This window comes from Streptomyces sp. NPDC039430, from assembly GCF_055639435.1.
Genome location: NZ_JBVKAK010000009.1, coordinates 372,766 through 386,454, shown reverse-complemented (window position 1 = coordinate 386,454; position 13,689 = coordinate 372,766). Strand labels below are relative to the sequence as shown.

The window sequence follows — 13,689 nt, the reverse complement described above, 5'->3', positions numbered from 1 at the left end:
AAACCCTGCGGAGATGCAGGACCTCACTTGGTGGTGTCCGCGGACGGATCCGGCGGGCCGGGATGTCCCGGGGGCGTGCCCCCGGAAGACGCGACATCCCGGTGCCGGGGCAGGCCGTCCGCTTCTCCCGATGTGCCTTCCTGCTCGGCGGGACTCCCGGGACCGGACCGTCTCTGATCCCGTCCCGCCCGCTCGCTTTCGATGAGCTCGTTCAGCCAGCGCACCTCGCGCTCCACGGACTCCATGCCGTGCCGCTGCAGCTCCAGCGTGTAGTCGTCGAGGCGCTCGCGGGTACGGGCCAGGGAGGCGCGCATCTTCTCCAGACGCTCCTCCAGCCTGCTGCGGCGGCCCTCCAGCACCCGCATCCGCACTTCGCGCTCCGTCTGCCCGAAGAAGGCGAACCGAGCAGCGAAGTGCTCGTCCTCCCAGGCGTCGGGACCGGTGTGGGACAGCAGCTCCTCGAAGTGCTCCTTACCTTCAGCCGTCAGCCGATAGACGATCTTGGCGCGGCGCCCCGCCAGCGAAGCGGCGAGCGCGTCCTCCGGAGCGCTCCCCGGCTCCTCGATCAACCAGCCGTTGCCGACCAGCGTCTTGAGGCAGGGATAGAGCGTTCCGTAACTGAAGGCGCGGAAGATCCCCAGCGATGTATTGAGCCGTTTCCGCAGCTCATAGCCGTGCATGGGGGACTCGCGGAGCAGACCGAGGACAGCGAACTCAAGGATGCCCGAGCGTCTGCTCACCCGTCGCCTCCTTCGCTGTCCGGCGCTGTCCGGACTTTTATGCCGTACTGATGTATCGACTCGATACATCCCGACGATAGAACGGAGTGGAGGTCGCGACAAGAGGGGTCATGGTGAACGGCGTCACATCACCAATTCTCAGGAAGCAACTTGCCTGATTTAGGGTGAACTTCAGCTCTCGGGGGGTTTTGACCGTGCGTAGTCTGTGCGGCATGCAGACCACCGGGAACCGATTGACGTCGGTAAGCGTCAAGACTGTCGGCTTACCGGATGCATATCGGATGAGCCCCATGCCGGGCCGGTCCGTATTCATTTCGGGGGACCGGAACTCAACTGCCGCTTCCAGGCGCCCGCGCCTGCCCGAGGAGTAGTCGTTCGATGAGCGAGCACCGTCGCAAACCGCCGCAGTCGCAGGGGGGCGGTCGTGCCGCGGCCAGGCGTGCAGCCCAGCAGGCGTCCGGCCGCCGCGCGGCCCCGTCACGAGAAGCCGTTTCGGCCTCACCCTCCGACTCGTACGAGGAGGAGCAGCCCTACGGCGGCCGCGCCGCGGCCAGACGAGCCGCCCAGCGCGGTGGCCGCAGACGTGGGGGGGACGACGGAGGCGCCCGACGTGGCGGATCCGGCCGCGGTGAGCCGTACAAGAAGCGGCTGATCGACTACCCGCGCCAGGGCAAGTACGGCTGGCGGCGCTGGGTGCCGTCCTGGAAGCAGACCACCGGACTCGGCATCGCCTTCGTCGGCTCCATCCTGGCCGCCGGGACCATCGCGTACGCCGTGGTCGGTGTCCCCAATGTCCAAGAGGCGTCCAAGGCGGAGAACAACGTCTACTACTGGGACGACGGCAGCCAGATGATCGCCACCGGTGGCGAGGTCAACCGGCAGATCGTCGGGATCAGCCAGATCCCGGACGCGATGCAGAAGGCGGTCGTCTCCGCCGAGAACAAGTCGTTCTACGACGACTCGGGCGTCGACCCGATGGGGATCGGCCGGGCGCTGGTCAACATGGCCAAGGGCGGCAACACCCAGGGTGGCTCCACCATCACCCAGCAGTACGTCAAGAACGCCCGGCTGGGCGACCAGAGCCAGACCCTGAGCCGCAAGTTCAAAGAGCTCTTCATCTCCATGAAGGTCGGCACGAAGATGAAGAAGCCCGAGATCATGGAGGGTTATCTCAACACCTCCTACTACGGGCGAGGCGCCTTCGGTATCCAGGCCGCCGCCCGCACCTACTACGGCAAGGACGCCGTAGACCTGAACGCCAGCGAGTGCGCGCTCCTGGCCACGCTCCTCAAGGGCGCGACGTACTACGACCCGGCCGGCCAGACCTCCATCGACCCGAGGGCGACCTCCGAGGCGAACACGGAGCGGGCTACCAAGCGCTGGTCCTGGATCCTCGACGAGATGGTGAAGGACGGCCACCTCGAGCAGTCCGAGCGGGCCAAGTACACCAAGTTCCCGACGCCGGACGGAGTCAAGAAGAACACCCAGCAGGGCGGACAGATCGGTTATCTGGTCGACCTCGCCAAGGCGTACTTCGTCAACAACAACACCGAGGGCTACACGGCGGACGATCTCTCCAGGGGCGGCTTCGAGATCCACACGACCTTCAACAAGAAGAAGGTCGAGCAGCTGAACAAGGCCGTCAAGAAGGTCTACGACGCCAACATCGACCCCAAGAAGCGCCCAAAGACCGACACACACGTCCAGTTCGGTGGCGCCTCCGTCGAGCCCGAGACCGGCAAGATCGTCGCCATCTACGGCGGCCAGGACGCCACCAAGCACTTCACCAACAACGCCGACCAGACCGGCGCACAGGTCGGATCGACCTTCAAGCCGTTCGTCCTGGCCGCGGCGATGCGGGACGGCGTACGCGATCCGGCCGACGGCACTCGTACACCCATCTCGCCCGACAAGACCATCTACAACGGCGACAACAAGCTCAAGATCAAGAACTATGACGGTTCGATCTGGACGAACGAGGAAGACAAGGAGTGGCTGCAGGTCAACGATGGCGACAAGTCCTACGGACCCATCGACCTGCGCTACGCCATGCAGGAGTCGGCCAACTCGCCGTTCGTCCAGCTGGGCATGGATGTGGGCATCCCGCAGGTGCGTGACGCCGCCATTGACGCCGGGCTGCTGAACAGCTCTCTCTCCCAGTCGAACGTGCCGTCCTTCTCGATCGGCATCTCCGACCCCAGCGCCATCCGCATGGCCGGCGCCTACGGCACGTTCGCCGCCAGCGGCAAGCAGCGCGACCCCTTCTCCGTCACCAAGGTGCTCAAGAGCGGCGAGACCGTCTACAAGCACGAGGACAAGGAGAAGCGGGTGTTCGACCAGCCCGTCGCGGACAACGTCACGGACGTGCTGAAGACCGTCGTGGAGAAGGGCACCGGTACGAACGCCCAGCTCCCGGGACGCGAGGTGGCCGGCAAGACCGGCACCACCGACGGGAACAAGTCGGCCTGGTTCGTGGGCTACACCCCGCAGCTGTCGACCGCCATCGACATGTACCGGATGGACGACGACGCGACGAACAAGAACCGCGAGTTCCTGAAGATGTTCGGCACGGGTGACCAGGCAAAGATCCACGGTGCCTCGTTCCCCTCGGAGATCTGGCACGACTACATGGTGGAGGCGCTCAAGGGGCAGCCCCCTGTGAAGTTCCCCGAGCCCGAGCCCATCGGTGAGTCCTGGTACGGCGGAGGCACGTCCCCGTCCCCGACGCCGAGCGAGACCCCGTCCGAGACGCCGAGCGAGACCCCGTCCGAGACGCCGAGCGAGACCCCGTCCGAGACGCCGTCCGACACGCCGTCCTCCTCGGAGTCCTGCGACCTTCCGTTCGGCTGCACCGACGGCGGGCCCGGCGGCAACGGCGGACCAGGCGGCAATGGCGGGTCAGGCGGAGAAACCAACTCGCCGCCCCCCTCCCCCGGCGAGAGCGACGACAACAACGGAGGCATCTTCGGAGGCCCCGGAGGCTGACCGCCGCGGACCCGGGAGGCCGACCGCCCCCAGAGAACCCGCCACGAGGGCCGCCGCACCAGCACGTACCGACTCGCGTACGTGTACGGCGCGGCGGCCCTCGCCGTGTTCCGGACGGCGTACGGCAGGATGGGGCCATGCCCAGCGCAGAAGAGACAACCGTGGAGCAGGACCGGCCGGACGTGCCGCCCACGCGCCGTGACGAGATCGCCGCGGCCGGCAGCGAGCTGATCGGCGGTCCGGTCGGGCGCTGGGCCTGGTCCGGCAGCAGCAGGCTCACCCCCGTACGCGTCGTCGCACTCGTGGCGCTCGGCATGTTTGCGCTGGGCATGGCGCAGAAGATGCCCTGTTACGACTGGGCCTGGTTCCGCGGCGCCAGCTCGCAGTACACCCACGCCTGCTACTCGGACATCCCGCACCTCTTCCTGGGGCGAGGCTTCTCCGACAACCTGGTGCCGTACTTCGACCGGCTCAACGGCGACATGGAGTACCTGGAGTACCCCGTACTGACAGGCCTCTTCATGGAGGTCGCCTCCTGGCTCACACCGGGCGGCTCCCTGCAGTACCGCGAGCAGATGTACTGGATGGTCAACGCGGGAATGCTGATGATCTGCGCCGCGGTCATCGCGGTCTGCGTCGCCCGCACCCACCGCCGCCGCCCCTGGGACGCCCTGCTGGTCGCCCTCGCGCCCGCCTTCGCGCTCACCGCCACCATCAACTGGGACCTGCTGGCCGTGGCGCTCACCGCCGCCGCGATGCTGATGTGGTCACGGGGCCGCGCCCTGGCCTTCGGCATTCTCATCGGGCTCGCCACCGCCGCCAAGCTCTACCCCGTGCTCCTCCTGGGGCCACTCCTCCTGCTGTGCTGGCGGGCCGGGAGATTCCGCGAGTACGGAACGGCGGTCCTCGGCGCGGCCGCCGCGTGGCTGGCGGTGAATCTGCCGGTCATGCTGCTCGCCCCCGAAGGATGGAAGAAGTTCTACACCTTCAGTCAGGAGCGCCAGGTCGACTTCGGCTCCTTCTGGCTGATCATCACCCAGCGCACGGGCAAGTCCCTGGACGTCGGCACCGTCAACAACTACGCGATGCTGCTGATGCTCCTGGCGTGCGCGGGCATCGCGACGCTCGCCCTCACAGCCCCGCGCCGGCCGCGCTTCGCCCAGCTCGCCTTCCTCGTCGTCGCCGCCTTCATCCTCACCAACAAGGTCTACTCACCGCAGTACGTCCTGTGGCTCGTCCCGCTGGCGGCCCTCGCCCGGCCGCGCTGGCGCGACTTCCTCATCTGGCAGGCCTGCGAGGTCATGTACTTCCTCGGCATCTGGATGTACCTCGCCTATACGACGAGCGGCGACGCCCACAAGGGACTGCCCACCGAGGGCTACCAGCTCGCCATCGCCCTGCATCTGCTGGGGACGCTGTACCTGTGCGGGCTCGTCGTACGGGACATCCTGATGCCCGAGAAGGACGGCGTGCGCACCGACGGCTCCGACGACCCGTCGGGCGGAGTACTGGACCGCGCGGAGGACAGATTCGTACTCGGCGGGGCGGCCCGGCCGACACAGCACGCCGCGCAGTCGGTGGAGGCGCCCCGGGTCGAATGGGGAGTACGGCCTCCAGGAGCCGCCTGAGCGGCCTGCGAGCCCGCGACGCCACCCCCCGGGGTTCATTGTCGGGAAAAGGCCGCGGAGCGCCCCAAGGGACGCTCCGCGGCCTTTCCTGTGACGTCTCGCTCAGCGGTCGACGAGACGGTCGAACTGCGTCGTCGTGTGCCGCAGATGCGCCACCAGCTCATCCCCGACCTTGGGCTCCTGCGCGTCCGACGGCACGAACAGGATCGACACCTGCATATGCGGCGGCTCGGCGAACCAGCGCTGCTTCCCGTCCCAGACGAACGGCGACAGATTGCGGTTCACCGTGGCCAGACCCGCCCGCGCGACACCCTTCGCACGCGGCATCACGCCGTGCAGCGCCTTCGGAGCCTCCAGACCCACCCCATGGGACGTCCCTCCGGCGACAACCACCAGCCAGCCATCGGAAGCGACCTTCTGCTGGCGATAGCCGAACCGGTCTCCCTTGGAGACGCGAGTGACATCCAGAACAGAGCCCCGGTACTCGGTCGCGTCATGATCCCCCAGCCACAGCCGCGTACCGATACGAGCCCGGAAACGGGTCTGCGGGAACTGCTGCTGCAACCTGGCCAGCTCCGCGGCGCGCAGATGACTCACGAACATCGAGTGCAACGGAAGCCGCGCCGCACGCAGCCGGTCCATCCACGCGATGACCTCCTCCACCGCGTCGGAACCGTCCGTACGGTCCAGCGGAAGGTGCAGGGCGAAGCCCTCCAGCCGCACGTCCTCTATGGCCGCGTGCAACTGGCCGAGCTCCTCCTCCTTCACGCCATGCCGCTTCATGGAGCTCATGCACTCGATGACCACACGAGCGCCCACCAGCGCGAACACACCGTCGACGGACGAGACCGAACGCACCACCCGGTCGGGCAGCGGCACCGGCTCCTCACCCCGCCGGAACGGCGTGAGAACCAGCAGATCACCACTGAACCAGTCCTTGATCCTGGCCGCCTCGTAGATGGTTCCGACAGCCAGCATGTCGGAGCCGAAGCGCGTGGTCTCGTCCGCGAGACGCTCATGCCCGAAGCCGTAGCCATTGCCCTTGCAGACCGGGACAACCCCCGGGAACTGCTCGATGACCGACTTCTGGTGCGCCCGCCAGCGCGCGGTGTCGACGTAGAGGGAGAGCGCCATGCCGGTCCGGAACCTTTCTCTCGGCTGCGGTGAATCGAAGAGATGAATGAACGAGGGGGAAGGACGAGGGAGGAGACGAAAAGAAGGGAGGAGAAAGAAACGAGCGGCCGCCGTCAGCGGCGCGACATATAGATGTCAAGCGCCTTGTGCAGCAGCTTGTTGAGCGGGAAGTCCCACTCACCGATGTACTCGACGGCCTCGCCGCCGGTACCCACCTTGAACTGGATCAGACCGAAGAGGTGATCCGTCTCGTCGAGCGAGTCGGAGATCCCGCGCAGGTCGTAGACCGTCGCCCCCATCGCGTACGCGTCACGCAGCATCCGCCACTGCATCGCGTTCGACGGCCGGACCTCACGCTTGTGATTGGCCGACGCGCCGTACGAGTACCAGACATGACCACCGACGATCAGCATCGTCGCCGCCGCGACGTTCTCACCCTCGTGACGGGCGAAATACAGCCGCATACGGTTCGGATCCTCGGTGTTCAGCACCGTCCACATGCGCTGGAAGTACGACAGCGGGCGCGGCCGGAAATGATCCCGCTCAGCCGTGATCTCGTACAGCCGCTGCCACTCACCGAGATCCTCGTAACCGCCCTGCACCACATCGACGCCGGCCTTCTCGGCCTTCTTGATATTGCGGCGCCACAACTGGTTGAAGCCCTTGAGGACATCATCCAGGGACCGGTTCGCCAACGGCACCTGGAAGACATAACGCGGCTGCACATCGCCGAAGCCCGCGCCGCCGTCCTCCCCCTGCTGCCAGCCCATCTTGCGCAGCCGGTCGGACACCTCGAACGCGCGCGGCTCGATATGTGTCGCCTCGACATCCCGCAGACGTTTCACATCCGGATCCTGGATGCCCGACTTGATCGCACCCGCGTTCCACCGGCGGATCACCACGGGCGGACCCATCTTCACCGAGAAGGCGCCCTGATGCTTCAGATGCGCCAGCATCGGCTGCAGCCACTCGTCCAGATTCGGGGCGTACCAGTTCAGCACCGGCCCCTCGGGCAGATACGCCAGATACCGCTTGATCTTAGGCAGCTGACGGTAGAGCACCAGACCCGCGCCGACCAACTGGTCGTTCTTGTCGAACCAGCCCAGGTTCTCCGAACGCCACTCCGTCTTGACGTCAGCCCATGCCGGGACCTGGCAGTGACTCGCCGCCGGCAGACTCTGGATATACGCCAGATGCTGCTCTCGACTGATGGTCCTCAGGGTCAGGCTCATGCGGGGCGCTCCTCGGCAGGTGTGTCCCCATCGATACAGGGGCTCCGGCTCTCGCGCCGAAGCCTACTGCGCCGATGGAGCGCCCCGTCTGGCTGTGGGCGGAGCGTCCGGCTATCCGAGGACTCCACCGAACAATCCGCCGTGCGCCATTCCGAGGAAGAACCCGACCGCCGAGGCGCCGAGTCCGATGATGGTCAGGAACCGTTCACGCGTCGTCACGGAGATGAACTGCCCGTACGCGCCCGTCAGGATCCCCACCAGCCCTGCCCATGAACTGAGCAGATGCAGATCGTGGAAGAAAGCCGAGACGAAGGCGAGCACGCCCAGCGTCAGCGTCACCGCGACCAGGGTGTCCTGGAGCGGATGGCGCTTGCCGTCCGTGGAGAAGAGAGAAGTGGCGGAGTTCGGTCGCATTGCCTGTGCCATCTGGCACCTCCTGGCCTTGCCGGAAGGCGGCGCATCGTAGCGCCGCGCACACCCGATGTGTACAGATTGCGTCCGAGGGCGGCCGGATTTCAACCGGAAGCCGGTCTGTGAGTAGTCTGTACGGTCTGCGCCGGTGTCTGCCCACGCCAGAAAACGATCCCCTCGCCCGGCGAGCAGGATTGTCAGTGGCGGCGGATACCGTTGCTTACGCATCACGACCCTCCTGCCACGGAACGACCGTGGCCGCTGAGTCCAAAGGAGGTGGGTTCCACATGCGTCACTACGAGGTGATGGTCATCCTCGACCCCGATCTTGAGGAGCGCGCTGTCTCCCCGCTGATCGAGAACTTCCTCTCCGTCGTCCGCGAGGGCAACGGAAAGGTCGAGAAGGTCGACACCTGGGGCCGTCGTCGTCTCTCTTACGAGATCAAGAAGAAGCCCGAGGGCATCTACTCGGTCATCGACCTGCAGGCCGAGCCCGCAGTCGTCAAGGAGCTCGACCGACAGATGAACCTGAACGAGTCGGTCCTCCGGACCAAGGTCCTCCGTCCCGAGACCCACTGAGCTCCTAGCTCAGAGGTCATCGGGTCCGAGCAGCAGCAAGCAGCCAGAAGCAATCCCCGCCGAGAGGTTCACCCATGGCAGGCGAGACCGTCATCACGGTCGTCGGCAATCTCGTCGACGACCCCGAGCTGCGCTTCACCCCGTCCGGTGCGGCGGTCGCGAAGTTCCGCGTCGCGTCCACTCCCCGCACCTTCGACCGTCAGACCAATGAGTGGAAGGACGGCGAAAGCCTCTTCCTGACCTGCTCGGTCTGGCGTCAGGCGGCGGAGAACGTCGCCGAGTCGCTCCAGCGAGGCATGCGCGTTGTCGTGCAGGGCCGGCTGAAGCAGCGGTCCTACGAGGACCGCGAGGGCGTCAAGCGCACGGTCTACGAGCTGGACGTCGAGGAAGTCGGCCCCAGTCTCAAGAACGCCACAGCCAAGGTCACCAAGACCACCGGCCGTGGTGGCCAGGGCGGCTACGGCGGCGGCCAGCAGGGCGGCGGAAACTGGGGCGGCGGCCCCGGTGGTGGTGGCCAGCAGGGCGGCGGCGGAGCACCCGCCGACGACCCGTGGGCCACCAGCGCGCCGGCCGGCGGCGGTCAGCAGCAGCCGCAGAGCGGCGGGGGCAATGGAGGCGGCTGGGGCGGAAGCTCTGGCGGCGGCTACTCGGATGAGCCGCCCTTCTAGGGCGGGCTCGCACCCCACTTCTTGATCACACAGGAGAAACACCATGGCGAAGCCGCCTGTGCGCAAGCCTAAGAAGAAGGTCTGCGCATTCTGCAAGGACAAGACCCAGTACGTGGACTACAAGGACACGAACATGCTGCGGAAGTTCATTTCCGACCGCGGCAAGATCCGTGCCCGCCGCGTCACCGGCAACTGCACGCAGCACCAGCGTGACGTCGCCACGGCAGTCAAGAACAGCCGTGAGATGGCGCTGCTGCCCTACACGTCCACCGCGCGATAAGGGGAGGGTGACCGAATCATGAAGATCATCCTCACCCACGAGGTCTCAGGCCTCGGTGCCGCCGGCGACGTCGTCGACGTCAAGGACGGATACGCTCGCAACTACCTGGTCCCGCGCGGTTTCGCGATCCGCTGGACCAAGGGCGGCGAGAAGGACGTGGCGCAGATCCGCCGCGCCCGCAAGATCCACGAGATCGCCACCATCGAGCAGGCCAACGAGATCAAGGCCCGGCTCGAAGGCGTGAAGGTGCGTCTGGCTGTTCGCTCCGGCGACGCCGGCCGCCTCTTCGGCTCCGTCACCCCGGCCGACCTCGCCTCGGCGATCAAGTCCGCCGGTGGCCCGGAGGTCGACAAGCGTCGTATCGAGCTCGGTTCGCCGATCAAGACCCTGGGCTCGCACCAGGTGTCCGTCCGGCTGCACCCCGAGGTCGCTGCGAAGCTCGGCGTCGAGGTCATCGCCGCCTGAGCACCGCGCTCAGCAGTACGCAGTACAGGAGAGGGCCGCATCCCCTGGGGGTGCGGCCCTCTCGCAGTTGCTTCCGTCGCCCCGAGATCCGGGACTGTGCGCGTATGCGTTTGCGATCCATGTTTCACGTGAAACATGGACGTTTCACGTGAAACGTGAATCGCGCTCTCCGGTCAGCGGGTGGCGCCCGTGACCAGCCAACGACCCGACCGGGTACGTAGCCAGAGCGTCAGCATGCGGACGCCCATCATCAGCCCCATCGTCCACCACAGGGCCGTCAGTCCGCCGCCCCAGGCAGGAACGAGCAGAGCGACCGGGGCGAAGACCGCCAGCGTCACCAGCATCGCTCCCGCCAGATACGGGCCGTCCCCGGCGCCCATCAGTACACCGTCGAGCACGAAAACGATCCCCGAGACCGGCTGAGTGACGGCCACCACCAGCAGAGCCGGCAGCAGCGTGTCCTGCACCACCTGGTCACCGGTGAACAGCGGAATGAACAGCGGACGCGCCGCCACGATCAGTACGCCGAGCAGCACGCCCGCCGCGACACCCCACTGAACCATGCGACGGCAGACATCCCGGGCGCCCTGAGTGTCACCTGCCCCCAGATAGCGGCCAATGATCGCCTGCCCCGCGATGGCGATCGCGTCGAGCGCGAAAGCCATCAGGCTCCACAGCGACAGAATGATCTGGTGGGCCGCGACATCCGCGTCTCCCAGACGCGCGGCGACCGCCGTGGCGATCATCAGAACCGCGCGCAGCGACAGCGTACGAACCAGCAGCGGCACGCCGGCCTGAGCACTCGCCCGTATCCCCGCCGCGTCGGGTCGCAACGACGCGCCATGCCGGCGCGCTCCCCGGACCACCACGATCAGATAGACGGCGGCCATGGCGCACTGGGCCAGCACCGTCCCCCAGGCGGAACCGGCGATCCCGAGACCGGCACCGTAGACGAGCACGACATTGAGCACCGCGTTGGCACCGAACCCGCCGATGGCGACATACAGCGGTGTCCGGGTGTCCTGGAGTCCGCGCAGTACACCTGTGGCCGCCAGCACGACCAGCATGGCGGGGATACCGAGACTGGAGATCCGCAGATAGGTGACCGCGTACGGGGCGGCCGTGTCCGACGCCCCGAACAGGCCGACGAGCCACGGCGCGGCGGGCAGTGTGACGGCGATGACCGCCGCACCGAGCAGGAGGGCGAGCCAGATGCCGTCCATGCCCTGGCGTATGGCGGCCTGGAGATCGCCGGCGCCGACGCGCCGGGCCACGGCCGCGGTGGTGGCGTAGGCGAGAAAGACGAAGATGCTCACCGCGGTCGTCAGCAGGGCCGCCGCGATCGCCAGGCCCGCGAGTTGGGGAGTGCCGAGATGGCCGACGATCGCGCTGTCCACCATCACGAAGAGCGGCTCGGCGACGAGGGCGCCGAAGGCGGGAACGGCGAGGGCGATGATCTCGCGATCGTGGCGTCGTGGGGCAGTCCTGGATATCGCGGGAGCCTTTGTCATGCGCTCAATCTAATCTTCCACAGGTAAGTGCTGCAAGGCGTCAGGGATCCTTACTGGGGTGCCCGGTGAAGGCTCGGCTGTGTGCCGTTTGTTCTGATCTTGGTCCAGTCGGGAAAGTTTTTCTCCCCCACAGCCGGTGGACGGAAAAACCCCAGCTCAGAGTGGGTGTGGCGGGGTCGTTATGAGTTTGTCCACAGTGCTGTCCCCCGGTCCGTGCACAGGTTCGCCGGGGTTCTCCACAGCATCTGATCGGTCGTCCACATGGCCTGTGGATAACCAGATTGGCTGACGGTGCCCGCGGGCCTACCGTGGACCGGCGTCCGACGCGCCGGAACCGGAGTCAGGCCTCTCGTTTTGTCAGTGTCGTGCCGTAGAAAGAGTGGCACGGCGAGGTCCGCTGAGCGGACGTGAGGAGGTGGCCGGTGAGCATTCCCGAGCCATTGGACGACCCCTGGACCGACGCCGGTCCCAGCGACCGTCTGCCTGTCTCCCGGCAGCGCCGTGGTGAGGGCCGGGGCCGCGACGAGCAGCACGAGCGCGGCCGGGACGGTGGCGCCTGGGACGGCGGGTCTCCTGGGTTCGAGCGGGTGCCGCCACAGGATCTCGATGCCGAACAGTCGGTTCTCGGCGGCATGCTGCTGTCCAAGGACGCCATCGCCGACGTGGTGGAGATCATCAAGGGGCATGACTTCTACCGCCCCGCGCACGAGACCGTCTTCCAGGCGATCCTCGACCTCTACGCGAAGGGGGAGCCGGCCGACCCGATCACGGTGGCGGCCGAGCTGACCAAGCGGGGCGAGATCACCCGTGTCGGCGGGCCGTCGTATCTGCACACGCTGGTCCAGTCGGTGCCCACGGCGGCCAACGCCTCGTACTACGCGGAGATCGTCCATGAGCGGGCGGTGCTGCGGCGGCTTGTCGAGGCCGGCACGAAGATCACGCAGATGGGATACGCGGCCGACGGCGATGTGGACGAGATCGTCAACTCCGCCCAGGCCGAGATCTACGCCGTCACCGAGCAGCGGACCAGTGAGGACTATCTGCCGCTCGGCGACATCATGGAGGGCGCGCTCGACGAGATCGAGGCGATCGGCTCACGCAGCGGCGAGATGACCGGCGTGCCGACCGGCTTCACGGACTTCGACTCCCTCACGAACGGGCTGCATCCCGGCCAGATGATCGTCATCGCGGCCCGTCCCGCCATGGGTAAGTCCACGCTGGCTCTGGACTTCGCGCGGGCCGCGTCGATCAAGAACAATCTGCCGAGTGTGATCTTCTCGCTCGAAATGGGGCGCAATGAGATCGCGATGCGTCTGCTGTCGGCGGAGGCGCGGGTGGCGCTGCACCATATGCGCTCGGGCACGATGACGGACGAGGACTGGACCCGGTTGGCTCGTCGTATGCCGGATGTCTCGCAGGCCCCGCTCTATATCGATGATTCGCCGAACCTCTCGATGATGGAGATCCGGGCGAAGTGCCGACGGCTGAAGCAGCGGAACGAGCTGAAGCTGGTGATCATCGACTACCTGCAGCTGATGCAGTCGGGTGGCTCGAAGCGGGCCGAGAGCCGCCAGCAGGAGGTCTCGGACATGTCGCGAAACCTGAAGCTGCTGGCCAAGGAGCTGGAGCTGCCGGTCATCGCGCTGTCGCAGCTGAACCGTGGTCCTGAGCAGCGTACGGACAAGAAGCCGATGGTCTCCGACCTGCGTGAGTCGGGTTCGATCGAACAGGACGCGGACATGGTGATCCTGTTGCACCGCGAGGACGCGTACGAGAAGGAGTCACCGCGCGCGGGAGAGGCCGACCTGATCGTGGCCAAGCACCGTAATGGCCCGACGGCGACGATCACGGTGGCGTTCCAGGGCCATTACTCGCGCTTCGTGGACATGGCCCAGACCTGAGCCCCGGCTGTGTAGGGTCTCAAATTTCGCGGCACAATCTCAGACTCGATGGCACATCGGTGGCACTTGTGCCGTCTTCGTGAGTCAGGAGCATGAGCGGATCCCCGTCACGGCGCGGAGCCAGCCACCACACCGCCCTCCGCACCGCCGACGAAG

General features: G+C 66.8%; 12 protein-coding genes. 7 read left to right on the top strand and 5 right to left on the bottom strand.

Going from position 1 to position 13,689, the window contains the following annotated elements; genetic code table 11:
• Positions 1-23: 23 nt before the first annotated feature.
• Complete coding sequence (locus ACZ7LS_RS24210; RefSeq protein WP_382522293.1) at positions 24-740, bottom strand: PadR family transcriptional regulator; 717 nt, start codon at positions 738-740, stop codon at positions 24-26.
• 378 nt (positions 741-1,118) lie between these two features.
• On the opposite strand from ACZ7LS_RS24210, the gene ACZ7LS_RS24205 reads away from it, so the two are divergent.
• Together ACZ7LS_RS24205 and ACZ7LS_RS24200 are read left to right on the top strand one after the other, a co-directional pair.
• Positions 1,119-3,725 carry a transglycosylase domain-containing protein gene (locus ACZ7LS_RS24205; protein WP_385130963.1) on the top strand — a complete coding sequence of 869 codons (2,607 nt, stop codon included), beginning with the start codon at positions 1,119-1,121 and terminating at the stop codon, positions 3,723-3,725.
• A 137-nt stretch (positions 3,726-3,862) separates the two neighbouring features.
• Positions 3,863-5,353 (top strand): glycosyltransferase family 87 protein, encoded by a 1,491-nt coding sequence (locus ACZ7LS_RS24200; protein WP_385130960.1) that lies wholly within the window; start codon positions 3,863-3,865, stop codon positions 5,351-5,353.
• 102 nt (positions 5,354-5,455) lie between these two features.
• On the opposite strand, the gene ACZ7LS_RS24195 is transcribed toward ACZ7LS_RS24200, so the two are convergent.
• From ACZ7LS_RS24195 to ACZ7LS_RS24185, 3 genes are all read right to left on the bottom strand, one after another.
• On the bottom strand, positions 5,456-6,487 hold the full coding sequence (locus ACZ7LS_RS24195; RefSeq protein ID WP_382522305.1) for an alanine racemase: 1,032 nt from the start codon (positions 6,485-6,487) through the stop codon (positions 5,456-5,458).
• Positions 6,488-6,600: 113 nt separating this feature from the next.
• The gene (locus ACZ7LS_RS24190) at positions 6,601-7,719 is read right to left on the bottom strand and encodes a lipid II:glycine glycyltransferase FemX (RefSeq protein WP_382874208.1); all 1,119 of its coding nucleotides are present in this window, start codon (positions 7,717-7,719) and stop codon (positions 6,601-6,603) included.
• Between the two features lie 111 nt (positions 7,720-7,830).
• Positions 7,831-8,145 (bottom strand): hypothetical protein, encoded by a 315-nt coding sequence (locus ACZ7LS_RS24185; RefSeq protein ID WP_129767306.1) that lies wholly within the window; start codon positions 8,143-8,145, stop codon positions 7,831-7,833.
• A 272-nt stretch (positions 8,146-8,417) separates the two neighbouring features.
• Between ACZ7LS_RS24185 and rpsF the strand changes: the two genes are divergently transcribed.
• The 4 genes from rpsF to rplI all read left to right on the top strand — a co-directional run bounded on the left by rpsF (position 8,418) and on the right by rplI (position 10,121).
• Positions 8,418-8,708: a 30S ribosomal protein S6 gene (rpsF, locus tag ACZ7LS_RS24180; RefSeq protein ID WP_006604399.1), complete on the top strand. Its 291-nt coding sequence runs from the start codon at positions 8,418-8,420 to the stop codon at positions 8,706-8,708.
• 74 nt (positions 8,709-8,782) lie between these two features.
• On the top strand, positions 8,783-9,376 hold the full coding sequence (locus ACZ7LS_RS24175; protein ID WP_249951482.1) for a single-stranded DNA-binding protein: 594 nt from the start codon (positions 8,783-8,785) through the stop codon (positions 9,374-9,376).
• A gap of 43 nt (positions 9,377-9,419) precedes the next feature.
• The gene (rpsR, locus tag ACZ7LS_RS24170) at positions 9,420-9,656 is read left to right on the top strand and encodes a 30S ribosomal protein S18 (RefSeq protein WP_003967857.1); all 237 of its coding nucleotides are present in this window, start codon (positions 9,420-9,422) and stop codon (positions 9,654-9,656) included.
• Between the two features lie 18 nt (positions 9,657-9,674).
• The gene (rplI, locus tag ACZ7LS_RS24165; protein WP_030354350.1) at positions 9,675-10,121 is read left to right on the top strand and encodes a 50S ribosomal protein L9; all 447 of its coding nucleotides are present in this window, start codon (positions 9,675-9,677) and stop codon (positions 10,119-10,121) included.
• 173 nt (positions 10,122-10,294) lie between these two features.
• Here the strand turns inward: rplI and ACZ7LS_RS24160 are convergent, their stop codons facing one another.
• Positions 10,295-11,632, bottom strand: coding sequence for an MATE family efflux transporter (locus ACZ7LS_RS24160; RefSeq protein WP_385130955.1), 1,338 nt, complete (start codon positions 11,630-11,632; stop codon positions 10,295-10,297).
• 422 nt (positions 11,633-12,054) lie between these two features.
• Between ACZ7LS_RS24160 and dnaB the strand changes: the two genes are divergently transcribed.
• Complete coding sequence (gene dnaB / locus ACZ7LS_RS24155) at positions 12,055-13,533, top strand: replicative DNA helicase (RefSeq protein ID WP_382522317.1); 1,479 nt, start codon at positions 12,055-12,057, stop codon at positions 13,531-13,533.
• The last annotated feature ends 156 nt before the right edge of the window (positions 13,534-13,689 follow it).

Coding starts and splice junctions, on each gene's coding strand:
- rpsR (WP_003967857.1), top strand. CDS start 9,420: ATGGCGAAGCCGCCTGTGCGCAAGCCTAAGAAGAAGGTCTGCGCATTC.
- ACZ7LS_RS24205 (WP_385130963.1), top strand. CDS start 1,119: ATGAGCGAGCACCGTCGCAAACCGCCGCAGTCGCAGGGGGGCGGTCGT.
- ACZ7LS_RS24175 (WP_249951482.1), top strand. CDS start 8,783: ATGGCAGGCGAGACCGTCATCACGGTCGTCGGCAATCTCGTCGACGAC.
- ACZ7LS_RS24200 (WP_385130960.1), top strand. CDS start 3,863: ATGCCCAGCGCAGAAGAGACAACCGTGGAGCAGGACCGGCCGGACGTG.
- ACZ7LS_RS24195 (WP_382522305.1), bottom strand. CDS start 6,487: ATGGCGCTCTCCCTCTACGTCGACACCGCGCGCTGGCGGGCGCACCAG.
- rpsF (WP_006604399.1), top strand. CDS start 8,418: ATGCGTCACTACGAGGTGATGGTCATCCTCGACCCCGATCTTGAGGAG.
- ACZ7LS_RS24160 (WP_385130955.1), bottom strand. CDS start 11,632: ATGACAAAGGCTCCCGCGATATCCAGGACTGCCCCACGACGCCACGAT.
- ACZ7LS_RS24190 (WP_382874208.1), bottom strand. CDS start 7,719: ATGAGCCTGACCCTGAGGACCATCAGTCGAGAGCAGCATCTGGCGTAT.
- ACZ7LS_RS24185 (WP_129767306.1), bottom strand. CDS start 8,145: ATGGCACAGGCAATGCGACCGAACTCCGCCACTTCTCTCTTCTCCACG.
- rplI (WP_030354350.1), top strand. CDS start 9,675: ATGAAGATCATCCTCACCCACGAGGTCTCAGGCCTCGGTGCCGCCGGC.